Genomic DNA, 24,785 nt, shown 5'->3' on the forward strand with positions numbered 1-24,785 from the left:
GCCGCCGAGCCGCGCACTGCCATACTTACGATGCCGTAGGTTACGGAACCGTAGGAAGCACGCCACGGCTTCCGTTCCGCGGCATCTCCTGAATCCAAGACCCCACAGGGGACACGCATGACCTCAAGCTCCGACGTGATCGAGGATCCTTCGAAAACGACCGTCGCCGCTCTCCCGCCCTCCGCGACCCTGGGCGGCGAGAAGAAGCGCTCCATCGAGCAGATCGCGCTCCTGCTCTTCATCGTCGTCCCGTTCCTGGCGCTCGTGGCCGCGGTTCCGCTGGCCTGGGGGTGGGGCGTGAGCTGGCTCGACCTCGGCCTGCTGGTGTTCTTCTACTACCTGGGCTGCCACGGCATCACGATCGGCTTCCACCGCTACTTCACCCACGGCTCCTTCAAGGCCAAACGGCCCCTCAGGATCGCCCTGGCGATCGCCGGCTCGATGGCCGTCGAGGGCCCGATCGTGCGGTGGGTCGCCGACCACCGCAAGCACCACAAGTTCTCGGACGCGGAGGGCGACCCGCACTCTCCGTGGCGTTTCGGCGAGACGCTCCCGGCCCTGATGAAGGGCCTGTGGTGGGCGCACATCGGCTGGATGTTCGACGAGGAGCAGACACCGCAGGACAAGTACGCGCCGGATTTGATCAAGGACCCGGCGATCCGCCGGATCTCCCGGCAGTTCGTCTACTGGACGATCCTGTCGCTGGCCCTGCCCGCCGTGATCGGCGGTCTGGTCACCATGTCCTGGTGGGGTGCGTTCACCGGGTTCTTCTGGGGGTCCCTCGTCCGGGTGGCTCTGCTGCACCACGTGACCTGGTCGATCAACTCGATCTGCCACGCGGTGGGCAAGCGTCCCTTCAAGTCGCGGGACCGCTCGGGCAACGTGTGGTGGCTGGCGGTGCTCTCCTGCGGTGAGTCCTGGCACAACCTGCACCACGCCGACCCGACCTCCGCGCGGCACGGTGTGGAGCGCTGGCAGGTCGACTCCAGCGCCCGCCTGATCCGCTGGTTCGAGGCGTTCGGCTGGGCGTACGACGTGCGCTGGCCGTCACGCTCGCGTATCGATTCGCGCCGGAACACCGGGGAAGACGGCTCTCGGCGCCGGAAGGAGACCGCCGAGGCGGCATGATTGACGCCGTGGCGACCGACTCCAGCAGCACCCCAGGCCCAGACAAGCAGCGGCGAGCGCGTCGCCCCCGGATGACCGGTGCCGAGCGCCGCCAGCAGCTGCTGGAGATCGGTCGCACCCTCTTCGCCGCGAAGGGCTTCGAGGGCACGTCGGTGGAGGAGATCGCGGCGAAGGCCGGGGTGTCCAAGCCGGTGGTCTACGAGCACTTCGGCGGCAAGGAGGGCCTGTACGCGGTGGTGGTGGACCGCGAGATGCGGCGGCTGCTGGACATGGTGACCGGCTCGCTGACCGCCGGTCACCCGCGCGAGCTGTGCGAGCAGGCCGCGTTCGCGCTGCTGGACTACATCGAGGAGTACACGGACGGCTTCCGCATCCTGGTCCGTGACTCGCCCATCCCGCAGTCGACGGGGTCCTTCGCCTCGCTGATCTCGGACATCGCCACCCAGGTGGAGGACATCCTGGGCCGCGAGTTCAAGAGCCGCGGCTTCGACCCCAAGCTCGCCCCGCTGTACGCGCAGGCGCTGGTCGGCATGGTGGCGCTGACCGGGCAGTGGTGGCTGGATGTGCGCCGCCCGAGGAAGGCGGAGGTCGCCGCCCACCTGGTGAACCTGGCCTGGCACGGGCTGGACGGGCTGGAGGCGAAGCCGCACCTGATAGGGCGCCGCAAGAGCTGACTCCCGCGGCGCCCCACAGACGTTCTTCCGGGCCGTTCAGTGCTTGAAGGCGTCCTTGGCCTTCTCCTTGGCCTGGCGGGCGTCGCCCTTGGACTGCTGGAGCCGGCCCTCGGCCTCCATGCTCTCGTTGCCGACAGCGCGGCCCACCGTCTCCTTGGCCTTGCCCTTGGCCTGTTCCTTCTTGCCCTTGGCCTTCTGTTCGCCTGCCATCAGAGATCACTCCCAGTAACACGGCACTTCGCTGTCGCCACGGCGGGTAACCCTCAGGGCCCGGGGCAAACGCCGTCCACCGGTTCCAGGAACTCCAGACGGTTGCCCACCGGGTCCTCGGAGTAGAAGCGCCGGTGGCCCGGGAGCTCCTCGTCCCAGACGACCTTCGCGCCCCGCGCCCGCAGCCGGTCGGCGTACGCCTCGATGCCGGTGACCCGCAGCCCCGGGTGCGCCTTCCGCGCGGGCCGGAAGTCCTGTTCGATGCCGAGGTGCAGCCGCACGGCCCCCGCCTGGAACCAGCACCCGCCGCGCGCCGCGAGCACCGGCGGCTTCGGCGTCTCGGTCATGCCGAGCACGTCGACGTAGTAGGCGCGCAGCACTTCCTCGGAGCCGGCCGGGGCGGCGAGCTGGACGTGGTCGACGGCGGCGAGCATCAGCCCTCCTTGCGGGCGACGGCGAAGATGCGGCGGAAGGGGAAGGGCGTGCCGTGGGCGGTGGCCGGATAGGCCGCGCGCAGGGCCGCCCGGTACGCGGCGACGAACTCCTCCCGCGCCTCGGGATCGTCGGCGAGGGCGGTCAGGACCGGCCGCAGCCCGGTGCCCTTGACCCAGTCCAGCACCGGGTCCTCACCGGTGAGGAGATGGATGTACGTGGTCTCCCAGACGTCCGCCGTGCAGCCGAGGCCGGCCAGCCGCTCCAGGTAGGCCTCCGGCGCGAGCACGGCGTCGTCGTGGCGGAGGGTGTCGGCGAGGCGGTCGCGCCAGCGGGGGGAGGCGGCGAGCTCGCGCATCAGGACGTGGCTGGGGGAGGAGAAGTTGCCGGGGACCTGGAAGGCGAGGACCCCGCCGGGCACGAGTCCCGCGATCCACTCCCCGAACCGGTCGGCGTGCCCCGGCACCCACTGGAGGGTGGCGTTGCTGACGATCAGGTCGTACGGCTGCGGGGGCGTCCAGGTGCCGACGTCGGCGTAGGAGAAGTCGATGCGTCCGCCGCCGGGCGTGGCGCCCTCGTACTCCGCGAGCGCCTTGTCGAGCATCTCGGGCGAGTTGTCGTAGCCGGTGATCCGGGCGGTGGGCCAGCGGTCGGCGAGCAGGGCGGTGACGTTGCCGGGACCGCAGCCGAGGTCGGCGACGGCCGGGGCGGCGGAGGGGAGGTCGGGGACGCGGGCGAGCAGGTCGGTGAAGGGCCGGGCGCGGTGGCCGGCGTGGCGGAGGTATTGGGCGGGGTCCCAGGCAGGAGTGCTCATGCCCGTTACTTTCCCGCGCCGCATCTCTCGACGTCAAGAGACTTGATATCAAGAGACTTCACGTCGACACAACCACTACACTGATCGCCATGGAGGACGAGGTCGATCGGCTGGTCGCAGCGTGGCGCCGGGAGCGCCCGGACCTCGACGTGGAGCCGCTGGAGGTGCTCAGCCGGGTGAGCAGGCTGGCCCGGCACCTGGACCGGGCCCGCCGGCTGGCCTTCGCCGAGCACAGCCTGGAGCCCTGGGAGTTCGACGTGCTGACCGCGCTGCGGCGCGCGGGGACGCCGTACCAGCTCTCCCCCGGTCAGCTCCTGACGCAGACCCTGGTCACCTCGGGCACGATGACCAACCGCATCGACCGCCTGGCGAAGAAGGGCCTGGTGGAGCGGCTGCCCGACCCGAGCGACCGGCGCGGGGTGCTGGTGCGGCTGACCGACGAGGGCCGGGACCGCGCGGACCAGGCCCTGGCGGGGCTGCTGGAGCAGGAGCGCGCGATCCTCGCGGAGCTCTCCCGCGCCCAGCGCGGTGAACTGGCGGGGTTGCTACGCCAGCTGACCGCCCCGTTCGACAACATCCCCGGCTAGGTCGACGGGACCGACGCCGGCCCGGCGGGCGAGCGCGACGGCGGCCAGGGTGCTGTGCACACCGAGCTTGCCGAGGACGTTCTGCATGTGCGTGCGCACGGTGTGCGGCGACAGGAACAGCCGCTCGGCGACGGCCTTGCGGCCGAGCCCGGCGACCATGCAGCGCAGCACCTCCCGCTCCCTCGGCGTGAGGGACTCCACCAGCCGCTCGCTCTCCGTGCGGTGCTTGCGCGCGGCCGTGAGCTCGCGCAGGACGCCGGTGAGCAGGGCGGGCGGAAGGTGGGTCTCGTCGCGCAGCACGCCCCGGATCACCGTGAGCAGCCGGGACAGCGAGCAGTCCTTGGCGACCCACCCGGAGGCGCCGGCCTGCAGGGCGAGCGCGGCCCGCCGGGGATCGTCCTTCTCGGCGAGGACGACGATGCGTACCCCGGGCTGCGCCGTGCGCACCCCGGCCACCAGCGAGATCCCGTCGACGAGGCCGTCCTCGCCGCTGTCGTGCAGCGGCACGGCGGGCCGTACGCCGGGCAGGTTGCCGCCCAGGTCGGCGTCGACGAGCAGCACGTCGAAGCGGCGCCCCTCGGCCGCCGCGCGCTCCAGGCTGCGCAGCGCGGCGGGACCGCTGCCCGCGGCGGAGACGTCGACGTCGGGCTCGGCGGCCAGGGCGGCGGCGAGCGACTCGGCGAAGATGCGATGGTCGTCGACGACCAGGACTCGGATGCGAACCACGAAACCCCCTTCCCCAAGCTCTCTCGAAGAGCAGGGGATTCATCGTCGGGAGACGACACGGGCGCAGGTACGGCGCCCGAAGCGCGACGGCCGCACGTCCGCCGCCGTGCGTGCCAGAACTGTTACCCCCACTTCGGGCGTCGTACCCGACTTGTCTCGCCCCCTGATCAGCACCGGCCCCCACCGGCGCTGTTCATCAGGGTACGGCCGGGCGCCGGGAGCGGAAGGTTATTTGCAGAACTGGCCGTCCGACGCGTTTATCGTGAGCCGCATGTTCCGTCTGGAGACAGAAGTCGACAAAGCCCGGCGCGATCTTCTCCGAACCCGGCTGCTGGAGACCAACACGGCGGCCTCGCCGGTGCTGCGCGCGCTGCGCGGCACCCCGGATGAACGCGAACTTCCGCTGCACGTGTGGGCGTTGGACGAGCGGGGCGAACTGGCCGGGGGGCTGGTGGGCCACACCTGGGCGACCTGGCTGCACGTCACCTATCTGTGGGTGGACGCCCGCCACCGGGGCACGGGCCTGGGCACGGGAATCCTCGCGGAGGCGGAACGCCTGGCGCGCGAGGAACGCGGCTGCGCGGCGGCACGTCTGGAGACCTGGGACTTCCAGGCGCCGGACTTCTACCGCAAGCAGGGCTACGAGGCGGTGTGCGTGATCCCCGGCTACCCGCCGGGGATCACGGAGTACACGATGATGAAGCGGTTCAGCTGAGCCGGCGCGCGCCCGCCGCCGGCACCGCCTCGAACACGCGCGGCGCGGTGAAGCCCGCGCTCGCGAAGGCCTCCTCGACCGCCTTGGTGAGGGTGTCCACGTCGGACGCCTCGGCCAGCACGATCGCCGAGCCGCCGAAGCCGCCGCCGGTCATCCGCGCGCCGAGGGCGCCGGCGGCCAGGGCCGTGTCGACGACCAGGTCCAGCTCGGGGCAGGAGATGCGGAAGTCGTCGCGCAGGGAGGCGTGGCCGGCCACCAGCACCGGGCCGATCGCCCGGGTGTCGCCCGCCTGAAGCAGGGAGACGACCCGCTCCACCCGCTCGTCCTCGGTGACGACGTGCCGCACCAGGCGTACGGCCTCCTCGTCGTCGCCGAGCCGGGCGAGGGCCTCCTCCAGCTCGCCGTACGGCACGTCCCGCAGCGCGTCGACGCCCAGCAGGGCGGCGCCCCGCTCGCAGCCCGCGCGGCGCTTGCCGTACTCGCCGTCGCTGTGGGCGTGCTTGACCCGGGTGTCGACCACCAGCAGGCGCATGCCCTCGGCGGCCAGGTCGAAGGGGATCTGCTGCTGGGAGAGGTCCCGGGTGTCCAGGAAGAGGGCGTGGCCCTCCTCGCAGCACGCGGAGGCCGTCTGGTCCATGATGCCGGTGGGGGCGCCCACGTAGACGTTCTCGGCGCGCTGGCACAGGCGGGCCAGCTGCCAGCGCTGCAGGCCCAGCTCGTACAGGTCGTTGAGCGCCAGCGCGATCACGACCTCCAGCGCGGCCGAGGAGGACAGGCCCGCGCCGGAGGGCACCGTCGAGGCGAGGTGGACGTCGGCGCCGGTGACCGGGTGGCCGGCCTCCCGCAGGGCCCAGACCACGCCCGCCGGGTACGCCGTCCAGTTCCGGTCGGTCTCCGGGGCCAGGTCGTCCAGGCGCAGCTCCGCGACCCCGCCCTCGACGTCCGCCGAGTGCAGGCGCAGCACGCCGTCCGTGCGGCGCGAGACGGCCGCCACCGCGGTGTGCGGCAGCGCGAAGGGCATCACGAAGCCGTCGTTGTAGTCGGTGTGCTCGCCGATCAGGTTGACGCGGCCCGGCGCCGACCAGACACCCTCGGGCTCGGTCCCGTACAGCTCCACGAAACCGGCCCGCACCTGCTGAGAGGCCACTACTGCTCCCTTGCGATGTTCTGCGCGAACTCCCACGCGTCCGCGACGATCCCCGCGAGGTCCGCGCGGGACGGGTTCCAGCCCAGCTTCTCGCGGGCGGTGGCCGCCGACGCCACCAGGGTCGCCGGGTCGCCGCCCCGGCGCGGGGCCACGACCTCGGGGATGGGGTGGCCGGTGACCCGGCGGACGGTCTCGATGACCTCGCGCACCGAGAAGCCGTTGCCGTTGCCGAGGTTGCAGATCAGGTGCTCGCCGGGGACGGCGGCCCGCAGGGCCAGCAGATGGGCCTCGGCCAGGTCGGCGACGTGGATGTAGTCGCGCACGCAGGTGCCGTCCGGCGTCGGGTAGTCGTCGCCGTAGACGGAGATCGCCTCGCGCCGGCCCTGGGCGACCTGGAGGACGAGGGGGATCAGGTGCGACTCGGGGTCGTGCCGCTCGCCGCAGGCGCCGTACGCGCCGGCCACGTTGAAGTAGCGCAGGGAGACCGCGCCCAGGCCGTGGGCCGCCGCCTCGCCGGTGATCATGTGGTCGACGGCGAGCTTGGAGGCGCCGTAGGGGTTGGTCGGCCGGGTGGGGGCGGTCTCGACGATCGGGACCTGCTCCGGCTCGCCGTAGGTGGCCGCGGTGGAGGAGAAGACGAGCTTGCGGACGCCGGCCTCGCGCATCGCCGCGAGCAGCGCCATGGTGCCGCCGACGTTGTTGTCCCAGTACTTCTCGGGCTTGGCGACCGACTCGCCGACCTGGGAGAAGGCGGCGAAGTGCAGGACGGCGTCGAAGGAGGAGTCCAGCCACTTGGCGGCGTCGCGGATGTCGCCCTCGACGAAGGCGGCGCCGGACGGGACGCCCTCCCGGAAGCCGGTGGAGAGGTTGTCGAGGACGACGACCTCGTGGTCCGCCTCCAGCAGATGCTGGGCCACGACGCTGCCGACGTAACCCGCGCCGCCCGTCACCAGGTACTTCATGAACTCGCTACCTCTCGCAGTCGCTCGGCCGCGCGCTCCGGCGGCACGTCGTTGATGAACACGCTCATGCCGGACTCGGAACCCGCGAGGAACTTCAGCTTGCCGGAGGTCCGGCGGATGGTGAAAAGCTCGAGGTGGAGCGCGAAGTCGTCGCGGTTGACGCCGTCGAACTCCTCCAGCGCGCCGAACGGGGCCTGGTGCCAGGCCGCGATGTACGGCGTCGGAGGCTCACCCTCCCCGAAGATCCGGTCGAAGCGCCTCAACAGTTCCAGATAGACCTGGGGAAACTCTGTGCGCGCCGCCTCGTCGAGGCCCAGCAGGTCGGGCACGCGACGCTTGGGGTAGAGGTGGACCTCGTACGGCCAGTGCGCGGCGTAGGGCACGAAGGCCACCCAGTGTTCACCCTCCAGGACGACCCGCTCGTCGGCCAGTTCCCGCTCCAGGACGGCGTCGAAGAGGTTCTCCCCGCCGGTCGCCTCCTTGTGCTGGGCCAGTTGGCGCAGCATCAGCGCGGTGCGAGGGGTGGTGAAGGGGTAGGCGTAGATCTGGCCGTGCGGATGTCCGAGCGTCACACCGATCTCCGCGCCGCGGTTCTCGAAGCAGAACACCTGCTCCACGGAGGGGAGATGGGACAGCTCCGACGTCCGGTCCGTCCATGCCTCGAGGACCAGGGCGGCCTGCTCCTCGGTGAGGTCGGCGAAGGACGCGTTGTGGTCGGAGGTGAAGCAGACGACCTCGCACCGGCCCGAGTCGCCGGCCAGGGAGGGGAAACGGTTCTCGAAGACCACGACGTCGTACGACGAGTCCGGGATCTCGCTGAGCCGCCCGTCCCGCGAGGGGCACAGCGGGCACTCGTCGGCCGGCGGGTGGTAGGTGCGCCCCTGGCGGTGCGAGGCGACGGCGATCGAGTCGCCGAGCAGCGGGTCGCGCCGGATCTCGGAGGTGGTGACGGTCCGCTCCAGCGGGCGCTTGTCCACCGCGTCCCGCACGTTGTCGTCGCGCAGGTCGTAGTAGATCAACTCGCGACCGTCGGCCAGCCGGGTCGAGGTCTTCTTCACTGCGGACTCCCTATCCGAGCCACGTCATGCATCAAACAGAACCAAACACATTGGAACACAACCCCCCACAGTCGTCAACATCACAATCCAACAAAGAGCACCAACTGAAGTGTTCAATTGCTGAACACAGAGGCGTAGGTTCCGCTCTGGATCAGTTCACGCAACGAAGCGAGTACTCATGCAGACCCCCACAGATCTGGTCATCCCCCTCGCCGCCGAGCTTCGACTCCCCACGAACGGGCTCGACTACACGATCCTCGGCATCTACTTCGCCGTCGTCCTGGGCATCGGCTTCGCCGCCCGCCGCTCGGTGAAGACAAGCCTCGACTTCTTCCTCTCGGGACGCTCGCTGCCCGCCTGGATCACCGGCCTCGCCTTCATCTCGGCCAACCTGGCCGCCACCGAGATCCTCGGCATGGCCGCCAACAGCGCGCAGTACGGCGCGTACACCGTCCACTGGTACTGGATCGGCGCCATCCCGGCCATGGTCTTCCTCGGGCTGGTGATGATGCCCTTCTACTACGGCAGCAGGGTCCGCTCGGTCCCGGAGATGCTGCTGCTGCGCTTCGACAAGTGGGCGCACCTGCTCAGCTCCATCCTGTTCGCCGTGGCGGCCATCCTGATCGCCGGGGTCAACCTCTACGCTCTCGCGATCGTGGTCGAGGCCCTGCTGGGCTGGCCGAAGTGGGTGGCGATCGTGGTCGCCGGCGCCTTCGTGCTGGCGTACATCACGCTCGGCGGTCTGTCGTCCGCGATCTACAACGAGGTGCTGCAGTTCTTCGTGATCCTCGCGGCCCTGATCCCGATCGTCGTGCTGGGCCTGAAGAAGGTCGGCGGCTGGGGCGGTCTGACCGACAAGCTCACCGCGACCCACGGCTCGAACTTCACCACGGCCTGGGGCGGAACCGGCATCGGCAGCGCCAACCCACTGGGCGCCAACTGGCTGACCATCGTGCTCGGTCTGGGCTTCGTGCTGTCCTTCGGTTACTGGACCACCAACTTCGCCGAGGTGCAGCGCGCCCTGTCGGCGAAGAACCTCTCGGCGGGCCAGCGCACGCCGCTGATCGCCGCCTACCCGAAGATCTTCATCGTCTTCCTGGTGATGATCCCGGGGCTGGTGGCGGAGGCCCTGGTTCCGAAGATCGGCACGTCCGGCTACTACCTCCAGTACAACCACGCGATCCCGTACCTGATGAAGACGCTGCTGCCCAACGGTGTCCTCGGCATCGCGGTCACCGGTCTGCTCGCCGCGTTCATGGCGGGCATGGCCGCCAACGTCTCGTCCTTCAACACGGTGTTCACGAACGACATCTGGGGGCGGTACGTGGTCAAGGGCCGCGAGGACGAGTACTACGTCCGCTTCGGCCGGCTCATCACGGTGATCGGCGTGCTCGCCTCGATCGGCACGGCGTTCCTGGCGTCCACGTTCTCCAACATCATGAGCTACCTCCAGACGCTGTTCTCCTTCTTCAACGTGCCGATGTTCGTCGTCTTCATCATCGGCATGTTCTGGCGGCGGGCGTCCGCCAGGTCCGGCTTCTGGGGGCTGCTCGCCGGCACCGTGGCCGCGATGGTGAACTACTTCTGGATCTACAAGCAGGGCATCGTCGACATCCCCTCCGACCAGGGCGCCAACTTCGTCTCGGCGATGGTCGGCTTCGCCGCGGGCGCGGTGGTGATGGTCGCGGTCTCGCTGTTCACGGCGCCGAAGCCGGCCGCGGAACTCCAGGGCCTGGTCTACGGCACCCGCTCCCCCGGCATGTCCGAGCCGCCCGCGCCGGGCGACGAGGCGTGGTACCGCAGGCCGGCCCTGCTGGGCTGGGGCGCGGTGATCATCGCGGCCGCCTGCTACATCCCGTTCTCGTTCTAGCGGCATCCTGACAGGGAGTTTGGAAGACCATGAGTGAGCAGTCCGGATACTCCGGTTACTCCGAGAAGGACGTCCAGCGCGAGGTCGCCGAGCTGGAGGCCAAGTCCGCCACCGCGGCCCGCATCTTCGACCTGCGGCGCATCATCGGCGGCCTGTTCGTGCTCTACGGGCTCATCGTCGGGATCACCGGCCTGGTCGACGACCAGTCCGCGATCGACAAGGCGCAGGGCGTGAACATCAACCTGTGGACGGGGATCGGCATGCTGATCCTGGGCGTGTTCTTCCTCGTCTGGCTCTATCTGCGCCCCACTCCCCCGCCGACCCCCCACGTGGTCCCGGGGCCGGAGGGCGAGCCGGTCGTGCCGGAGGAGTGACGACAGCGGACGGGCGGGGCCGGGGGCTGCGAGGCTCCCGGCCCCGGGCCGTCGGCCGGTCCCGTGGGCCGGGGCTAGGCGGTCTCCGGGCCCGGGAGGTGGTCGGGGGGCGAGTGGGGGACCGGGCCCGCTCTGTCCAGCAGGCCCGTGCGGGCGGCGAGGGCGGCGGCCTCCAGGCGGGAGCCGACGCCCAGCTTCATCAGGACGCGCTGGACGTGGGTGCGGGCGGTGGAGGGCGCTATGCCCATGCCGGCGGCGATGAGGCGGGTGTCCTCACCGTCGGCGACCCGGACCAGGACCTCGACCTCGCGCGGAGTCAGCATCTGGAGCAGGCGCTGGCCCTCGTCGTCGGGCTGGGCGGCGGGGTTGAGGAGTTCACTGAAGGCCCCCTGGAGGAGCTGCGGGGCGACCGCGGCCTCGCCCGCCCGCGCCTTCATGATCGCCCGCTCGACCCCCTCGATGCGCTCGTCGTGCCGCACATAGCCGGAGGCTCCCGCGGCGAACGCCGCCGCGATGCCCCGCGGGCTCGGCACCGGTCCCAGCACCAGCACCGCCACCTGCGGACGCTCCCGCTTGATCTTCACCACCGGGTCGAATATGCCCGGCTCGGCCGGGGAGGCCGTCCCCAGCAGGCACACCTCGGGCGCACGCGTGATCACCAGCTCCGCCGCACCGGCGGCCGGTGCCGCCGCGGCCAGCACCCGGTGCCCCCGCAGCTTCAGCGCCGAGGCCAGCGCCTCGGCGAGCAGTCGGTGGTCGTCGACCACCATGAGCCGCACTCCCATCGAGCAACCCCCCAGTCCCCCCAGTGGATTCCCATGGATGCCGCACTATGGATGCCCACTGGTCCGCGCGGACAGGAGCCCCCTCCCGGCTCCCCCGCTCTTCATGCCCCCGGAAGCTACACGCTTGTTCGACGTTGCGCTCCCCCTACCGGTGAGATGTGCCCCGGATCGACGGAAATTCTGGCTTTCCGTGTTTTTCACCGGTTGTGAAGGCGTTTATTCGGTTCCGAACGCGATCGCCAGGTACTCCTTGTCGCTCGACGACGACGGCTTGTCCGCGTAGACCCCCGACATGTACAGGTGGCCCTGCGCGTAGAGGATCTCCGAGTAGTCCGGCGACATGCTGGACTCGGCGTCGCGCACGGACTCCGTCGACGGGTTCTCCAGCAGCTTGGTCTCCTTGAAGGAACCGCCGTCGATGCTGACGATCTGTCCGCCCTTGTCGTACGGCGGCCGCTTGTACGCGATCACGTTGCCGCCGTCCATCCGCAGCGGGGTGATGGTGTAGCCGTCGCCCGCGTCGGCCCGCTGGCCGGTCTGCTTGCCGGTGGCCAGGTCGAAGGCGACGACCTCGTTGGTCCGGCTGTACTCGGCGGTGCCGGAGTGCTCCTCGGTCGGCAGGTAGAGCCGGCCGTTGCCGACCGCGAGACCCGTGCAGTTCTCGATCCGGGAGATGTCGTCGCAGCGGGCCGCGTACTGCTTGCCCGGCGCCGAGATGCGGGTGAGCAGCTTGCCGGTCTTGTTGTCGATGGAGAAGAAGTCCGAGATGCCGCTGCCGTCGCCCGCGCTGTCGCCGACGTCGGCCGCCACGACCAGGGGGTTCGTCGAGACCACGGCCGCGTAGTCGATGCCCTGGGCCATCTTGTACTCCGAGATCACCTTGCCCGAGGCCGGGTCGATGGTCTGGATGTGCAGCTGGGGCGACTCGTAGGAGCCGCACTTGCGCACCGCGACCAGCTTCTCGCCGCCGCCGTACCCGGCGTCGTAGCAGGTGTCGGTCGACTTCGGGGCCCACAGCGACTTGCCGGTGAGGTCCCAGGCGGCGCCACCGCTGGTGCCGCCCGCGGCGACGGTGCTGCCGCTGACGGTGACGTTGTCGAAACTGATCGGCTGGTCACCGGACTTGACCGTCTTGGTCCACAGCTTCTTCCCGGCGGCCAGGTCGAGCGCGGCGACCTGGCTGCAGCCTGCAGAGCTGTTCTTCGGCGGCATCTTGGGCTGGAAGACGACGGCGGCCTTCTCGTCGTCGGTCATGGACTTGCTGACCGTGCACACCGGGCCCGGCAGGGAGATCGTCCAGAGCTTGGTGCCCTTGTCGGGGTCGTAGCCGTTGATCTCGGCGACGCCGCTCTTCACGTACGCCTTGTCGGTGATCCACGAACCGGAGACGACCGTGGTGTCGTCGACCTTGGGCTCCGGGATCTGGAAGAGCACCTTGGAGCTGGTGTCGGCGGGCACCTTCTCCTCGCCCTTGGTGGCGCTGCCGCCGGTGTCGCCCTTGTCATCCCCGCCGCCGGTGGGGCCGGCGGAGCTGAGCTCGGGGTCGTCCTTGCCGCCGTCCTTGCCGGAGGAGGCGTACCAGATGCCGCCGCCGACGATCAGCGCGATCGCCACGACGGCCGCCGTGATGATGAGCACCGGCGCGTTCACCTTGCGCCCGCCGGCGGGTGCGCCGGCCTGCGGGTGCAGGGGCATGGTGGCCTGCGGGTAGCCGTAGCCGGGCTGCTGGCCGTACGGAGGCGTCGGCTGGCCGTAGGGCGCGGGCTGCTGGCCGTACGGGGGTGTCGGCTGGGCGTAGGGGTTGGGCTGCTGGCCCGGGTAGCCGTAGCCGGGCGGGGTCTGCGGGGCCTGCGCGGGCGGAGGCGGCGGGGTCTGCGGGGGCTGGGGTGCCTGGGGTGCCTGGGGGTAGCCGTAGCCGGGCTGCTGGGGCGCGCCGAAGCCCGGCTGCTGGGGCGGCTGGTCCTGGGGCGGCGGTCCCTGGGGCGCGCCGAAGCCCGGCTGCTGCGGGGGCTGGTGGGGCGGTGGGGGCGGGGGCTGGGTCATGGAGTGGATACCTCGGGGCGTAGGCGAGCGGGAGGGAGAAGGACGCGGTGCCGGGTCACTTGCCGTAGGCGAGCATCAACTTCTCCTTCGCGTCGTCGTTGCCGGTCAGCCGGGTCGAGGACAGGTAGAAGCGGCCGTCGACCCAGTCGAAGTCCTTGGAGTAGAAGCCGGCCTCGATCTCGGCGGTGCCCTGCGGCAGTTGCAGCAGCTTGGCCGGCTTGTGGTCGGTACCGCTCGTCGCGATCGACACGACCTGGCCGCCCGCGTCGTACGACGGCTGGACGTAGGCGACGAGCTTGCCGCCCTCGACCTTCATCGGCAGCATCGACTCGTCGGCCGGCGACTTCACCCGCCACTTCTCCTTGCCGTTGGCGAGGTTGATCGCCACGATCTCGTTCGGTCCCGTGGTCGCCTCGGTCGGCAGGTACAGCGTGCTGCCGTCCGCCGCCACGCCCTGGCAGCCCTGCAGGTCACGCTGGAGGATGGCCCAGCCGCACTGGGGGGCGAAGTCCTCGTCGAAGCCGACCTGGGAGCGGAACTTGCCGTTCGCGTCGAAGGTCGAGATGTTCCAGGCCTTCTTGTCCTCGTTCGTGCTATAGACGACGAGGGGGTCGAGGGAGTACGTCCGCGCGACCCGCCAGCCCTTGTCGAACTTCTGCGTCCACTTCACCTTGCCGGTCGCCGGGTCGAGCAGCTGCATCTCGTCGTGCTCGTTCGACCCGCCGGCGTCACAGGAGGCGACCTGGACCAGTCTGCTGCCGCCCGCGAAGGCGGTCGGGAAGCAGTCGCTGTGGTAGTTCGTCTTCTCGTACAGCTTCTTGCCGGTCTCGACGTCGTACGCCACCCCGGACTGCGAGCGGCCCACCATCAGCGTCTTGCCGGTGACGGACATGCTGATGGTGATCGCGCTGTCGAACAGGGCGCCGTCGGCGATCTTGGCGGTCCAGCCCTTCTTGCCGGTGTTCAGGTCGAGTTGCTGGAGCTGGTTGCACTTGGCGCGGTCGCTGGTGCCGCTCTCGTAGGCGATCACGACCTTGTCGTCCGCGGTCTGCTGCGGGGTGACCGCGCAGATCTTCTGGGGGAACGTGATCGTGTCCCAGGTGGGGTTGCCGTCGCCGACGTCGTAGGCGGAGACCTGCTTGTACGCCGCCTTCACCGCCGTCTTGCCGGTGATCCACATGCCGGGCGCGTCGGCGCCCGAACCGGGGGCGTCCGGGGCCTCCTTGTACCAGAGCACCTTGGCCTCGCCGGCCTGGCGGCCCTCGTTGAGGTTCTCCGGGTCCGCGCCGCCGTCGCCGCTGCCGTCACCGGGGTTGGCCGGCGCGGAGGCCGAGGCCTTGGGGTCGTCGCTGTGCTGGGCGACCGGCTTCTTGCCGCCGCCGTCGTCGCCGCCGCTCGTGACGGCGTAGACGACGCCGCCGATGACGGCGAGCGCGGCCACGGCCGCGACGACCGCCAGGGCGGGCTTGCCCTTGAAGGGGTTGCGGGAGCCGGAGGGCGGCGGCGGAGCGGCCGGGTACTGGGGCTGCGGGTAGCCGTAACCGGGCTGGGCTCCGTACGGGCCGGGCTGCTGGGTCTGGCCGTACGGGCCGGGCTGCGGTGGCTGTCCGTAGGGGCCCGGCTGGGCGTAGGGGCCGCTCGGCTGGCCGTACGGGCCGGGCTGGGCGTACGGGCCCGGCTGCGGGGGCGTCTGGGGTGCCGGGGGTGTCTGCGGCGCCTGGGGCGCCTGGGGGTAGCCGTAACCGGGCTGCGGAGGCGTGGGCGGGGGCGCGCCGAAGCCACCCTGCGGCTGCGGTGCCGCCGGCTGCGGCGGTTGCTGTGGCGGCTGCCCCTGTGGCGCTCCGTAACCGCCCTGTGGCGGCTGGTTGGGCGGCTGGGTCATCAGCGCTTTCCCCCGTTCGATCACTGATTTCTAGCCACGCCCTGAGCTGCGTGACGCACCCGGAGTCGTACTCAGAAAGTTCTCAGGCGGCCCTTTCTATCACCCGCCACTGACAACGCAACGGGCCGGTTCATCCCCTGTTCCCAAGGGAGGACCGGCCCGTGATGCCCCCGTTACGCGCCTTCACGCGCCCTTCACGCCTCCTCGGCGAGTTCCAGCCAGCGCAGCTCCAGCTCCTCCCGCTGACCGGCCAACTCCCGCAGCTCGGCGTCCAGTTCGGCCACCTTCGCGAAGTCCGTGGCGTTCTCGGCGAGCCGGGCGTGCAGCGTGGTCTCGCGCTCGGAGATCTTGTCCAACTGCCGCTCGATCTTCTGCAGTTCCTTCTTCGCGGCACGCTGGTCGGCGGCGCTCTTCTGCGGGGCGCCGTCGTCGGCCACGGGCTTCACGGCGACCGGCGCCGCCGCCGCGGCCGCCTCCTCCATCCGCTGCCGCCGCTCCAGGTACTCGTCGATCCCCCGCGGCAGCATCCGCAGGGTGGCGTCGCCGAGCAGGGCGAAGACCCGGTCGGTGGTGCGCTCGACGAAGAACCGGTCGTGGGAGATGACGATCATCGAGCCGGGCCAGCCGTCGAGGACGTCCTCGAGCTGGGTGAGGGTCTCGATGTCGAGGTCGTTGGTGGGCTCGTCGAGGAAGAGGACGTTGGGCTCGTCCATGAGCAGGCGCAGCAGCTGGAGCCGGCGGCGCTCACCACCGGAGAGGTCGCCGACCGGCGTCCACTGCTTCTCCTTGTTGAAGCCGAACGTCTCGCACAGCTGCCCGGCGGTCATCTCGCGCCCCTTGCCGAGGTCGACGCGCTCGCGCACCCGCTGCACCGCTTCCAGGACCCGCCAGCTCGGGTCGAGTTCGGCGACCTCCTGGGAGAGGTAGGCGAGCTTGACGGTCCTGCCGACGGCGATGCGCCCGCCGGCGGGCTGCTGCTCGCCGTCGCTGCGGGCCGCGTCGGCCATGGCCCGGAGCAGGGAGGTCTTGCCCGCGCCGTTGACGCCGACCAGGCCGATGCGGTCGCCGGGGCCCAGCTGCCAGGTGACGTGCTTGAGCAGCACCTTGGGGCCGGCCTGGACGGTGACGTCCTCCAGGTCGAAGACGGTCTTGCCGAGCCGCGAGGAGGCGAACTTCATCAGCTCGCTGCTGTCCCGGGGCGGCGGTACGTCCTTGATGAGCTCGTTGGCGGCCTCGACGCGGAAGCGGGGCTTGGAGGTGCGGGCGGGGGCGCCGCGCCGCAGCCAGGCGAGCTCCTTGCGGACGAGGTTCTGCCGCTTGGTCTCCTCGGTGGCGGCGATGCGTTCGCGCTCGGCGCGCGCGAAGACGTAGTCGGAGTAGCCGCCCTCGTACTCGTAGACCGCGCCGCGCTGCACGTCCCACATGCGCGTGCAGACCTGGTCGAGGAACCAGCGGTCGTGGGTCACGCACACGAGCGCCGAGCGGCGCTCGCGCAGGTGCCGGGCGAGCCAGGCGATGCCCTCGACGTCGAGGTGGTTGGTCGGCTCGTCCAGGACGATCAGGTCCTGTTCGTCGATGAGCAGCTTGGCGAGCGCGATACGGCGCCGCTCGCCGCCGGAGAGCGGACCGATGACGGTGTCCAGGCCCTGCGGGAAGCCGGGCAGGTCGAGCCCGCCGAACAGTCCCGTCAGCACGTCCCGGATCTTGGCGTTGCCCGCCCACTCGTGGTCGGCCAGGTCCCGGATCACCTCGTGCCGGACGGTCGCCTCCGGGTCGAGGGAGTCGTGCTGGGTGAGCACGCCGAGGCGCAGTCCGCCGGAGTGCGTGACGCGCCCGGTGTCGGCCTCCTCCAGCTTGGCCAGCATCCGGATCAGGGTCGTCTTGCCGTCGCCGTTGCGTCCGACGACACCGATGCGATCGCCCTCGGACACGCCGAGGGAGACGCCGTCCAGGAGGGCACGAGTGCCGTACACCTTGCTGACGTTCTCGACATTGACCAGGTTGACGGCCATTTCTCTCCTGCCCAGGGGGATCGATCAGCCTCCCAGCGTAATGCGCGCCGGTCGCTGCCCGATCCCCCCGCAGGTCAGCGGGCGGCGGCCGTGCGGACCTCGTCGAGGAGGGCGTACATGGTCTGGCCGGGGCACTCCGTCTCCAGCCAGTCGCGGTGGCCGCCGACGGTCGTGACGTCCTTGGTGACGCCGTTGACGGGGTTGGTGTAGGTGATCTTCGCCTGCGGGTCGAGGCCCTTGAAGCGGGCGATCACCTTGATCAGGCGGGTCAGCGCGGCCTTGGCCGCGTCCGTGGGGCCCTGGTCGGTCAGGGTGCCGAGGAGGGCGATGCCGAGGTTGCCGGAGTTGTAGCCGGCGGTGTGGAAGGCGGTGACCACGTCGCCGGCCGGGTCGAAGGCGGGGACGCCGTCGTCGCCGGAGTAGCGGCCCTCGTAGACGGTGCCGGCCTCGTCGATCAGGAAGTGGTAGCCGATGTCGCCCCAGTCGAGGGTGACCGCGTGGTACTCGTAGATCGCGCGGACGGTCGCCGCCGGGTCCGGGTCGTCGTTCGGCGTGTCGGTGTGGTGGACCGTGATCGCCTGCAACGGGTAGTACTTCTCGGGCGAGTTGACCTGGCCGTCCTTGTAGCGCTTGGACTCGTCGGCGCCCCAGGCGGGCCGCGACAGATAGCGCACGCCACGCACGCGTGTCGGCTCCGCCGGCACCTTGAAGGCCTGCTTCGGCCCGTCGGTGGTGTCGATCGCCAGCGAGCGCACGTCCGTGGCTCCGTCCGGCGCCTTCACGTCGTACGACGTGGCGGCGCTCGCGGCGGCCACCAGCGCCGTTCCGCCGCCGTCGACGGTCGCGCAGCCGCCGGTCAGGGGCTGCCAGGCGCCGCCCGGGAAGCGGATTCCGGCGCCGTCGGCCGCGCCGGTCCAGCGGACGCCGACATAGGAGGCGGCGAAGGAGGTCATGGCCGTGCCGGTGCCGGTGGCGCCGGCGGAGCGGGTCTCCGGGAAGGTCTCCGAGGTCGTGTCGGAGGCGGCGGACCCGGTGCCGCCGGAGTCGGTGGCCGCGAAGACGGCCGGGGTCAGGGCGGCGCCGCCGGCGACGGCCGCGGCGGCCCCGATCACGCCACGGCGGGACAGCGGCCGCTTCCTGCGGTGGGCGGGGGTGGGGGGTTCGGACACAGGTGGATCCTTCGGCTGTGCGGCGGACGGCGTCGCGGGGCGCGGGGGCGCCGCGCAGTCAACACACGCGCCACAGCGGTCACTTGAAATGCCATTGACCCTACCCACCCCAACGGCCCCGCCAGTACCGCAGTTGCCGAACATCCGTGTGGAGATCGAGCGAAGATCGGGGACGCGCCGGTCACCGGAGAGGCGGCGGAGGGAGTCTCGTCAGGTGGTGGTCACCGTCGCGCCGGGGGCCGGTGCCTGTGCCGTGCGTACGGTGCGGCAGGTGCCGGACGTGCGCAGCGCCTCCGCCACCTTCGCGGCCGACTCCGGGTCCCGGACGAGGAAGGCCGTGGTCGGGCCGGAGCCGGAGACCAGGGCGGCCAGGGCGCCGGCGGTGCGGCCGGCGGCGAGGGTGTCGGCGAGTCCGGGGAAGAGGGAGAGCGCCGCGGGCTGGAGGTCGTTGGAGACGGCGGCGGCGAGCGCGTCGGCGTCGCCCTTGGCGAGCGCGTCGAGGAGTTCCTGCGCGGCGACGGGCTCGGGGACGTCGGTGCCCTCGGTGAGCCGGTCGAACTCGCGGAACACCGCCGGCGTCGACAGCCCGCGCTCGGCCATCGCGAACACCCAGTGGAAGCTCCCGCCGACGTCGAGCATCCTCAGCCGCTCGCCCCGCCCGGTGCCCAGCGCCGCCCCGCCGACCAGGCTGAACGGCACGTCACTGCCCAGCTCGGCGCAGATCGCGAGCAGTTCGGCCCGGGACGCGCCCGCGCCCCACAGCGTGTTGCAGGCCAGCAGGGCGCCCGCGCCGTCCGCGCTGCCGCCCGCCATGCCGCCGGCCACCGGGATGTCCTTGGCGATGTGGATGTGCACGGCCGGCTCGATGCCCCGCCGCCCGGCGAGCGCGATCGCCGCCCGCGCCGCGAGGTTCGTGGCGTCCAGCGGCACCTGGTCGGCGTCGGGCCCCTCGCAGGTGACGCGCAGTTCGCCGGCCGGGGTCACGGTCACCTCGTCGTAGAGGCCGACCGCGAGGAAGACGTTGGCCAGGTCGTGGAACCCGTCGGACCGGGCGGCGCCCACCGCGAGCTGGACGTTGACCTTGGCGGGAACGCGGACGGTGACGCTCACTGGGGACGGGACTCCTCGTTGTCGTGACCGGTGTCGGCGACGGGATCGGCTCCGGTGCCGCCGGCGGCGCTGCCGCCGCTGTGGGCGTGCCTGTGCTCGGCGATGCGGGCGAACTCCTCGACCGTGAGGGACTCGCCGCGGGCCTGGGGGGAGACGCCGGCCGCGACCAGGGCCGCCTCCGCCGCGGCCGCCGAACCGGCCCACCCGGCGAGCGCGGCCCGCAGCGTCTTGCGGCGCTGGGCGAAGGCCGCGTCGACGACGGCGAAGACCTCGCCCTTGGCGGCGGTGGTCTTGATCGGCTCGGTGCGGCGGGTGAGGGCGACCAGACCGCTGTCGACGTTCGGCGCCGGCCAGAAGACGTTGCGGCCGATCGCACCGGCCCGTCTGACCTCGGCGTACCAGTTGGCCTTCACCGACGGGACGCCGTACACCTTGGAGCCGGGCGCGGCGGCGAGCCGGTCGGCGACCTCGGCCTGGACCATGACGAGGGTGCGCTCGATGCTCGGGAAGGTGTCGAGCATGTGGAGCAGGACGGGCACGGCGACGTTGTACGGGAGGTTCGCGACCAGCGCGGTCGGGGCGGGGCCCGGCAGCCCGGTCACCTGCATCGCGTCGGAGTGGACCAGCGCGAAACGGCCGGCGCGCTCCGGCATGCGGGCGGCGACCGTGGCGGGCAGCGCGGCGGCCAGGACGTCGTCGATCTCGACGGCGGTGACGCGGTCGGCGACCTCCAGCAGCGCGAGGGTGAGCGAGCCGAGCCCCGGGCCGACCTCCACCACCACGTCGTCGGGGCGGACCTCCGCGGTGCGCACGATACGGCGGACCGTGTTCGCGTCGATCACGAAGTTCTGACCGCGCTGCTTGGTGGGCCGCACACCGAGGGCCGCGGCGAGTTCACGGACGTCGGCGGGACCGAGGAGGGCGTCTGGGGTGGGGCTGCTGCTCACGGGACAAGACTACGGGCGTGGCCGGGGCTGCCCGGACGCTCACCCGTGCAGCCGCGCCCCGCAGTGCGGCCAGGGGGTCGCCCCCCGCCGTACGTACAGCTTCTTCGCGCGGAACGTCTGTTCCGCCGCCGGCGCGTCCTGCGGCCGGCCGCTGCCGCCGAGGCTGTGCCAGGTGCGGGTGTCGAACTGGTACAGCCCGCCGTACGTCCCCGAGGGGTCCACCGCGTTCGGCCGCCCGCCCGACTCGCAGGCGGCCAGGCCCCGCCAGTTCAGCCCGTCGGCGCCGTGCACGGACGCCGGCAGCGGCTTCGTCCCCACCCGCACCACCTGTCTGCGCGGCTTCCGCACCACCTGGGAGTCGGTCCTGCGCGGCTTCTGCCGCACCCCGTTGACCGTGCGCAGGGCGTACGTGACCCGTCGCAGGCCCGCCTGTCCCGTCTGCTCGACGACCTCGGTCCCCTTGAACAGCGACGGATCGTCCCGGCGCTCCACCTCGAACGGGATCGGCTCCTCGCGGACCTCCTTGGTGCCCCTGATCCGCAGCACGGTGACGGTCTGCCCGTCACGCGGGAAGCTCTCCGGCGGTACGGACGTCTCGTCCTCGCCGTGCAGGGTGATCCCGGCCTCCTCGACGACCTCGCGCACGGTCGCCGCGTTCGTGCGGACCGTGCGGGAGCGGCCGTCGGCCATGACCGTCACCGCGCGCTCGGTGCGCACGTCGAGCGCGAGCCCGGCGCGTCCGATGGGCTGGGAGCGCGAAGTGGACACGTACGCCCCCTCCGCGCGCACCCCCAGCTGCTTGAGCGCCCCCTCCACCGTGCGCGCCGTCGTCCACACCTCGCGCCGGTGCCCGTCCAGCGTGAGCCGTACGGGGCGGCCGTAGCGCACCGCGACCTCGTCGCCGCTGGCGAGCTCCGTGCCGGGGGCGGGCGCGACCATGTCGTGCGCCCCCACGTCGACGCCCTCCTGCGCGAGCAGTTCCGTCACGTCGTCCGCGAAGGTGTGCAGGGTGCGCGGCTTGCCGTCGACGCTCAGCTCGATCGCCTTGTCCTTGGCGACGAAGGCGGTCGTGCCGCCGGCGAGGAAGGCAACGACCAGCGCCTGCGGCAGCAGACGGCGCACGGGGCTGTCCTGGCGCTCGGCGTACCGGGTGCGGCGCCGGCGCTCGGCCCGCCGCTCACCACCGGCGCGCGCAACGGGCGCGGGCGCCCCCGCATCCACTTCACCACCCTGCGCACCACGGGCGCCCCACGCCGCGCCCGCACCACCGCCCTGGCGCGGAAGCGCCGTCTCGGGCGCCGCGTACCCCCCGTGCGCCGCGTACATCCCAGGCGCCTCGTACGCCGGCTGGTAGGTGTCGTAGGCCGCCGCCACCCCGTGCCCCAGCGTCTCCGCGCTGTGCACGTCGCCGAGCGGCGCGTCGAAGCCGCCGTACGCCGGTGGCGCGTACGCCCCGCCCGGGCCGTACGCCTCATACGTCTCGTACTGCGAGTTGCTCACGCCGACACGCTCCAGGGAGCCAGAGGGGTCCGATCGGGCCCCCAGAACCTAGCGGAGCGACCGTCACTCTCCAAAGCGACGCGGCTACGGAGGGTCGCGTGTGTTATGGGTCAGTAACCGAAGGCGCGCGCCGTGTTGGCGCCCAGCGCGGTGGCCAGCTCGTCCTCCCCGATGCCGCGCACGGCGGCCATCGCGCGCACCGTGACCGGAACGAGATAGGGCGCGTTGGGCCGTCCGCGGTAGGGCACCGGCGTCAGGAAGGGGGCGTCGGTCTCCACCAGGAGCAGCTCCAGCGGGGCCACGGCGACGGCGTCCCGGAGGTTCTGCGCGTTCTTGAAGGTGACGTTGCCGGCGAAGGACATGAAGTAGCCGGCGCGGGCGCAGACCTCCGCCATCTCGGCGTCGCCGGAGTAGCAGTGGAAGACGGTGCGCTCGGGGGCGCCCTCCTCCTTGAGCACGCGCAGCACGTCGGCGTGGGCGTCGCGGTCGTGGATGACCAGGGTCTTGCCGTGCCGCTTGGCGATCTCTATGTGGGCGCGGAAGGAGGACTCCTGCGCCTCCTTGCCCTCGGGCCCGGTGCGGAAGTAGTCCAGGCCGGTCTCGCCGACGCCCTTGACCTGCGCAAGCGCGGCCAGGCGGTCGATCTCGGCGAGCGCCTCGTCGAGCGCCGCCACGCCCCCGGCCTCGCGGGCGCCCTGCCTGGACCAGCCGTCGGGGTCGCCGTGGACGATGCGCGGTGCCTCGTTCGGGTGCAGGGCGACGGTCGCGTGGACGGCGTCGTGCGCCGCCGCCGTCTCGGCCGCCCAGCGCGAACCGGCGAGGTCGCAGCCGACCTGCACGACGGTCGTCACGCCCACCGACGCGGCCTTGGCGAGCGCCTCCTCCACCGTGCCGGACTGCATGTCGAGGTGGGTGTGGGAGTCGGCGACGGGCACCCGGAGGGGCTCCGGGAGCGGCGGCGCCGCGTTCTTGTCGCCACGGGAGTCGGAGGAAGGCATGCCCCGATCCTACGAAAGGGGCACGCCGTCCCGGCTCGGGGTGCGTCCGGCCGGCCTCGCGGCGGCGGCGCGCTCAGCCGGCCTTGCGGTGGAAGGGGTGCAGCAGGTCGGACAGGTGCCAGTGGTGACGCTCGCCCGCCTGCTCGCCCTCGGCGGCCGGCTCCGGTGCCTCGACGGGCCCGGCCTGCGGCGTGCGGTGCTGGTGGCGGTGGGCCGCCTCGCGCACCGAGGAGACCTGGCCCGGCCGCATGATCCGTACGACATGGCTGTCGCACTGCTGACACGTGGGCCTGCTCAGCGGTGACGGCACGATCCTGCCGTTCGCCACGTACATGACGAACTCCTGGCCCTCGCCGTCCACGTGGTGCTCTATCTCGTACGACTGCTCCCAGCCGTGCCCGCAGCGCATGCAGGCGAAGGAATAGGACTCGTGGACGACTGCGGTCGCCCCACCGCGGAGGCCGGTCTGCCCTGCGATCTCACTCATTCCAGCTCCTCTGGTCCGCTGGACCGTCGGGACGGTGCGTCCCTTCAACCAGTGGACGCTTCTGCCGGCGTGAATGCACCAGGCCTGTCGACTGTTGGATCCGATTTGGACTTTCCTTGCCAAAACGGCCCCGCCCGGCGCCCTGGGGCTTTGCCTTCCACGAGAGTCCTTTGCCTGCCCGTGGGGCGCGTGCTCAGGAGAGATGCGCCCTGCTCAGAGGGGGTGTGAGCCACTTCACGGACGTCTCAGGAGGCACTCCCCGACGCGGCGTTCTTCGCAGCCACAACGGCGTCGAAGACCTCCCTCTTGGGCAGCCCGGCCTCGGCCGCGACGGCCGCGATCGCCTCCTTGCGGCGCTCTCCGGCCTCCTCGCGCACGCGCACACGGCGCACGAGCTCCTCGGCGCTCACGTCCTGCGCGCCCCGCTCGGGCGCCCCCTCCACGACCACCGTGATCTCGCCGCGCACCCCCTGCGCCGCCCACGCCGCGAGCTCCCCCAGTCCGCCGCGCCTGACCTCCTCGTACGTCTTGGTCAGCTCCCGGCACACGGCCGCCCGCCGCTCGGCGCCGAACACCTCGGCCATGGCGGCGAGGGTGTCGTCGAGCCGGTGCGGGGCCTCGAAGTAGACGAGGGTGCGCCGCTCCCCGGCGACCTCCCGCAGGCGCGACAGCCGCTCCCCGGCCTTGCGCGGCAGGAACCCCTCGAAGCAGAACCGGTCCACGGGCAGCCCGGACAGCGCGAGGGCGGTCAGCACGGCGGACGGCCCCGGCACCGCGGTGACCCGGACGTCCCGCTCGACAGCCGCCGCGACCAGCCGGTAGCCCGGGTCGGACACCGACGGCATCCCGGCGTCCGTGACGAGCAGCACGCGCGCGCCGGCGACGAGTTCCTCGACCAGTTCGGGCGTGCGGGCGGACTCGTTGCCCTCGAAGTACGAGACCACGCGGCCCTTGGGGGTGACGCCCAGCGCCTGGGTCAGCCGCCGCAGTCGCCGGGTGTCCTCGGCGGCGACGACGTCCGCGCCGGCCAGTTCCTCCGCCAGCCGGGGCGGGGCGTCCGCGATGTCGCCGATGGGGGTGCCTGCGAGGACAAGGGTTCCAGTCACGCCCGTCATCCTCCCAGCAACGCCTCGAAGCGGACGCATCCGCCCATGC

24 protein-coding genes are annotated in these 24,785 nt (G+C 71.7%); 6 read left to right on the forward strand and 18 right to left on the reverse strand.

Features of this window, described 5'->3' with window-relative positions; all coding sequences use genetic code 11:
• The first annotated feature begins 117 nt into the window (after positions 1-117).
• Complete coding sequence (locus tag ACYF6T_RS18290) at positions 118-1,128, forward strand: acyl-CoA desaturase (protein ID WP_461697686.1); 1,011 nt, start codon at positions 118-120, stop codon at positions 1,126-1,128.
• Positions 1,125-1,802, forward strand: coding sequence for a TetR family transcriptional regulator (locus tag ACYF6T_RS18295; RefSeq protein ID WP_461697687.1), 678 nt, complete (start codon positions 1,125-1,127; stop codon positions 1,800-1,802). The genes ACYF6T_RS18290 and ACYF6T_RS18295 overlap by 4 nt, the downstream gene beginning before the upstream one ends.
• A 36-nt stretch (positions 1,803-1,838) precedes the next feature.
• On the opposite strand, the gene ACYF6T_RS18300 is transcribed toward ACYF6T_RS18295, so the two are convergent.
• From ACYF6T_RS18300 to ACYF6T_RS18310, 3 genes are read right to left on the reverse strand one after another with little or no spacing between them, the layout of a single operon-like run.
• Positions 1,839-2,012, reverse strand: coding sequence for a CsbD family protein (locus ACYF6T_RS18300; protein ID WP_461697689.1), 174 nt, complete (start codon positions 2,010-2,012; stop codon positions 1,839-1,841).
• 53 nt (positions 2,013-2,065) lie between these two features.
• The gene (locus ACYF6T_RS18305) at positions 2,066-2,446 is read right to left on the reverse strand and encodes a VOC family protein (RefSeq protein WP_461697690.1); all 381 of its coding nucleotides are present in this window, start codon (positions 2,444-2,446) and stop codon (positions 2,066-2,068) included.
• Positions 2,446-3,282, reverse strand: coding sequence for a trans-aconitate 2-methyltransferase (locus ACYF6T_RS18310; protein WP_461697692.1), 837 nt, complete (start codon positions 3,280-3,282; stop codon positions 2,446-2,448). Before ACYF6T_RS18310 ends, ACYF6T_RS18305 begins: the two co-directional genes overlap by 1 nt.
• A gap of 65 nt (positions 3,283-3,347) precedes the next feature.
• On the opposite strand from ACYF6T_RS18310, the gene tamR reads away from it, so the two are divergent.
• Positions 3,348-3,845 (forward strand): MarR family transcriptional regulator TamR, encoded by a 498-nt coding sequence (gene tamR / locus ACYF6T_RS18315; RefSeq protein ID WP_461697694.1) that lies wholly within the window; start codon positions 3,348-3,350, stop codon positions 3,843-3,845.
• Here the strand turns inward: tamR and ACYF6T_RS18320 are convergent.
• Positions 3,804-4,571: a LuxR C-terminal-related transcriptional regulator gene (locus ACYF6T_RS18320; protein WP_461697696.1), complete on the reverse strand. Its 768-nt coding sequence runs from the start codon at positions 4,569-4,571 to the stop codon at positions 3,804-3,806. The genes tamR and ACYF6T_RS18320 overlap by 42 nt on opposite strands.
• A 259-nt stretch (positions 4,572-4,830) precedes the next feature.
• On the opposite strand from ACYF6T_RS18320, the gene ACYF6T_RS18325 reads away from it, so the two are divergent.
• Positions 4,831-5,286, forward strand: coding sequence for a GNAT family N-acetyltransferase (locus ACYF6T_RS18325; protein WP_461697817.1), 456 nt, complete (start codon positions 4,831-4,833; stop codon positions 5,284-5,286).
• Here the strand turns inward: ACYF6T_RS18325 and galK are convergent.
• The 3 genes from galK to galT are packed head-to-tail and all read right to left on the reverse strand — an operon-like array spanning position 5,279 to position 8,453.
• Entirely contained in the window at positions 5,279-6,433 is a 1,155-nt protein-coding gene (galK, locus tag ACYF6T_RS18330) for a galactokinase (protein ID WP_461697697.1), read from the reverse strand. The two genes, ACYF6T_RS18325 and galK, sit on opposite strands and share 8 nt — an antisense overlap.
• Positions 6,433-7,395: a UDP-glucose 4-epimerase GalE gene (gene galE, locus ACYF6T_RS18335; protein WP_461697698.1), complete on the reverse strand. Its 963-nt coding sequence runs from the start codon at positions 7,393-7,395 to the stop codon at positions 6,433-6,435. Before galE ends, galK begins: the two co-directional genes overlap by 1 nt.
• Positions 7,392-8,453 carry a galactose-1-phosphate uridylyltransferase gene (gene galT, locus ACYF6T_RS18340; protein ID WP_461697699.1) on the reverse strand — a complete coding sequence of 354 codons (1,062 nt, stop codon included), beginning with the start codon at positions 8,451-8,453 and terminating at the stop codon, positions 7,392-7,394. The genes galE and galT overlap by 4 nt, the downstream gene beginning before the upstream one ends.
• Before the next feature lie 178 nt (positions 8,454-8,631).
• Between galT and ACYF6T_RS18345 the strand changes: the two genes are divergently transcribed.
• Complete coding sequence (locus tag ACYF6T_RS18345) at positions 8,632-10,323, forward strand: sodium:solute symporter family protein (protein WP_461697700.1); 1,692 nt, start codon at positions 8,632-8,634, stop codon at positions 10,321-10,323.
• A 29-nt stretch (positions 10,324-10,352) separates the two neighbouring features.
• On the forward strand, positions 10,353-10,697 hold the full coding sequence (locus tag ACYF6T_RS18350; protein ID WP_461697701.1) for a hypothetical protein: 345 nt from the start codon (positions 10,353-10,355) through the stop codon (positions 10,695-10,697).
• Positions 10,698-10,771: 74 nt separating this feature from the next.
• On the opposite strand, the gene ACYF6T_RS18355 is transcribed toward ACYF6T_RS18350, so the two are convergent.
• The 11 genes from ACYF6T_RS18355 to rsmI form a co-directional block, all read right to left on the reverse strand.
• Positions 10,772-11,482 (reverse strand): helix-turn-helix transcriptional regulator, encoded by a 711-nt coding sequence (locus ACYF6T_RS18355; protein WP_461697703.1) that lies wholly within the window; start codon positions 11,480-11,482, stop codon positions 10,772-10,774.
• A 216-nt stretch (positions 11,483-11,698) separates the two neighbouring features.
• Positions 11,699-13,525 carry an outer membrane protein assembly factor BamB family protein gene (locus ACYF6T_RS18360; protein ID WP_461697705.1) on the reverse strand — a complete coding sequence of 609 codons (1,827 nt, stop codon included), beginning with the start codon at positions 13,523-13,525 and terminating at the stop codon, positions 11,699-11,701.
• Between the two features lie 55 nt (positions 13,526-13,580).
• Positions 13,581-15,407: an outer membrane protein assembly factor BamB family protein gene (locus tag ACYF6T_RS18365; protein WP_461697707.1), complete on the reverse strand. Its 1,827-nt coding sequence runs from the start codon at positions 15,405-15,407 to the stop codon at positions 13,581-13,583.
• Between the two features lie 194 nt (positions 15,408-15,601).
• Positions 15,602-17,419 carry an ABC-F family ATP-binding cassette domain-containing protein gene (locus ACYF6T_RS18370; protein WP_461697708.1) on the reverse strand — a complete coding sequence of 606 codons (1,818 nt, stop codon included), beginning with the start codon at positions 17,417-17,419 and terminating at the stop codon, positions 15,602-15,604.
• A gap of 74 nt (positions 17,420-17,493) precedes the next feature.
• Positions 17,494-18,588 carry a peptidoglycan recognition protein family protein gene (locus ACYF6T_RS18375; protein ID WP_461697710.1) on the reverse strand — a complete coding sequence of 365 codons (1,095 nt, stop codon included), beginning with the start codon at positions 18,586-18,588 and terminating at the stop codon, positions 17,494-17,496.
• A gap of 210 nt (positions 18,589-18,798) precedes the next feature.
• Positions 18,799-19,698, reverse strand: coding sequence for a 4-(cytidine 5'-diphospho)-2-C-methyl-D-erythritol kinase (locus tag ACYF6T_RS18380; protein ID WP_461697711.1), 900 nt, complete (start codon positions 19,696-19,698; stop codon positions 18,799-18,801).
• The gene (gene rsmA, locus ACYF6T_RS18385; RefSeq protein ID WP_461697713.1) at positions 19,695-20,645 is read right to left on the reverse strand and encodes a 16S rRNA (adenine(1518)-N(6)/adenine(1519)-N(6))-dimethyltransferase RsmA; all 951 of its coding nucleotides are present in this window, start codon (positions 20,643-20,645) and stop codon (positions 19,695-19,697) included. Before rsmA ends, ACYF6T_RS18380 begins: the two co-directional genes overlap by 4 nt.
• 39 nt (positions 20,646-20,684) lie before the next feature.
• Positions 20,685-22,145 carry a ubiquitin-like domain-containing protein gene (locus tag ACYF6T_RS18390; protein WP_461697714.1) on the reverse strand — a complete coding sequence of 487 codons (1,461 nt, stop codon included), beginning with the start codon at positions 22,143-22,145 and terminating at the stop codon, positions 20,685-20,687.
• Between the two features lie 110 nt (positions 22,146-22,255).
• Complete coding sequence (locus ACYF6T_RS18395) at positions 22,256-23,143, reverse strand: TatD family hydrolase (RefSeq protein WP_461697716.1); 888 nt, start codon at positions 23,141-23,143, stop codon at positions 22,256-22,258.
• A gap of 73 nt (positions 23,144-23,216) precedes the next feature.
• Positions 23,217-23,630 (reverse strand): hypothetical protein, encoded by a 414-nt coding sequence (locus ACYF6T_RS18400; RefSeq protein ID WP_461697717.1) that lies wholly within the window; start codon positions 23,628-23,630, stop codon positions 23,217-23,219.
• 245 nt (positions 23,631-23,875) lie between these two features.
• Positions 23,876-24,736 carry a 16S rRNA (cytidine(1402)-2'-O)-methyltransferase gene (rsmI, locus tag ACYF6T_RS18405; protein WP_461697718.1) on the reverse strand — a complete coding sequence of 287 codons (861 nt, stop codon included), beginning with the start codon at positions 24,734-24,736 and terminating at the stop codon, positions 23,876-23,878.
• Positions 24,737-24,785 lie beyond the last annotated feature (49 nt).

This window comes from Streptomyces sp. 7R007 (genome assembly GCF_054850255.1).

Bases quoted from the DNA above. Each gene is read 5' to 3' on its own strand.
- ACYF6T_RS18345 (WP_461697700.1), top strand. From the start codon at position 8,632: ATGCAGACCCCCACAGATCTGGTCATCCCCCTCGCCGCCGAGCTTCGA.
- ACYF6T_RS18400 (WP_461697717.1), bottom strand. From the start codon at position 23,630: ATGAGTGAGATCGCAGGGCAGACCGGCCTCCGCGGTGGGGCGACCGCA.
- ACYF6T_RS18295 (WP_461697687.1), top strand. From the start codon at position 1,125: ATGATTGACGCCGTGGCGACCGACTCCAGCAGCACCCCAGGCCCAGAC.
- tamR (WP_461697694.1), top strand. From the start codon at position 3,348: ATGGAGGACGAGGTCGATCGGCTGGTCGCAGCGTGGCGCCGGGAGCGC.
- ACYF6T_RS18360 (WP_461697705.1), bottom strand. From the start codon at position 13,525: ATGACCCAGCCCCCGCCCCCACCGCCCCACCAGCCCCCGCAGCAGCCG.
- ACYF6T_RS18300 (WP_461697689.1), bottom strand. From the start codon at position 2,012: ATGGCAGGCGAACAGAAGGCCAAGGGCAAGAAGGAACAGGCCAAGGGC.
- ACYF6T_RS18365 (WP_461697707.1), bottom strand. From the start codon at position 15,407: ATGACCCAGCCGCCCAACCAGCCGCCACAGGGCGGTTACGGAGCGCCA.
- ACYF6T_RS18370 (WP_461697708.1), bottom strand. From the start codon at position 17,419: ATGGCCGTCAACCTGGTCAATGTCGAGAACGTCAGCAAGGTGTACGGC.
- ACYF6T_RS18305 (WP_461697690.1), bottom strand. From the start codon at position 2,446: ATGCTCGCCGCCGTCGACCACGTCCAGCTCGCCGCCCCGGCCGGCTCC.
- galE (WP_461697698.1), bottom strand. From the start codon at position 7,395: ATGAAGTACCTGGTGACGGGCGGCGCGGGTTACGTCGGCAGCGTCGTG.
- ACYF6T_RS18290 (WP_461697686.1), top strand. From the start codon at position 118: ATGACCTCAAGCTCCGACGTGATCGAGGATCCTTCGAAAACGACCGTC.
- ACYF6T_RS18310 (WP_461697692.1), bottom strand. From the start codon at position 3,282: ATGCGGCGCGGGAAAGTAACGGGCATGAGCACTCCTGCCTGGGACCCC.
- ACYF6T_RS18350 (WP_461697701.1), top strand. From the start codon at position 10,353: ATGAGTGAGCAGTCCGGATACTCCGGTTACTCCGAGAAGGACGTCCAG.
- ACYF6T_RS18355 (WP_461697703.1), bottom strand. From the start codon at position 11,482: ATGGGAGTGCGGCTCATGGTGGTCGACGACCACCGACTGCTCGCCGAG.
- ACYF6T_RS18395 (WP_461697716.1), bottom strand. From the start codon at position 23,143: ATGCCTTCCTCCGACTCCCGTGGCGACAAGAACGCGGCGCCGCCGCTC.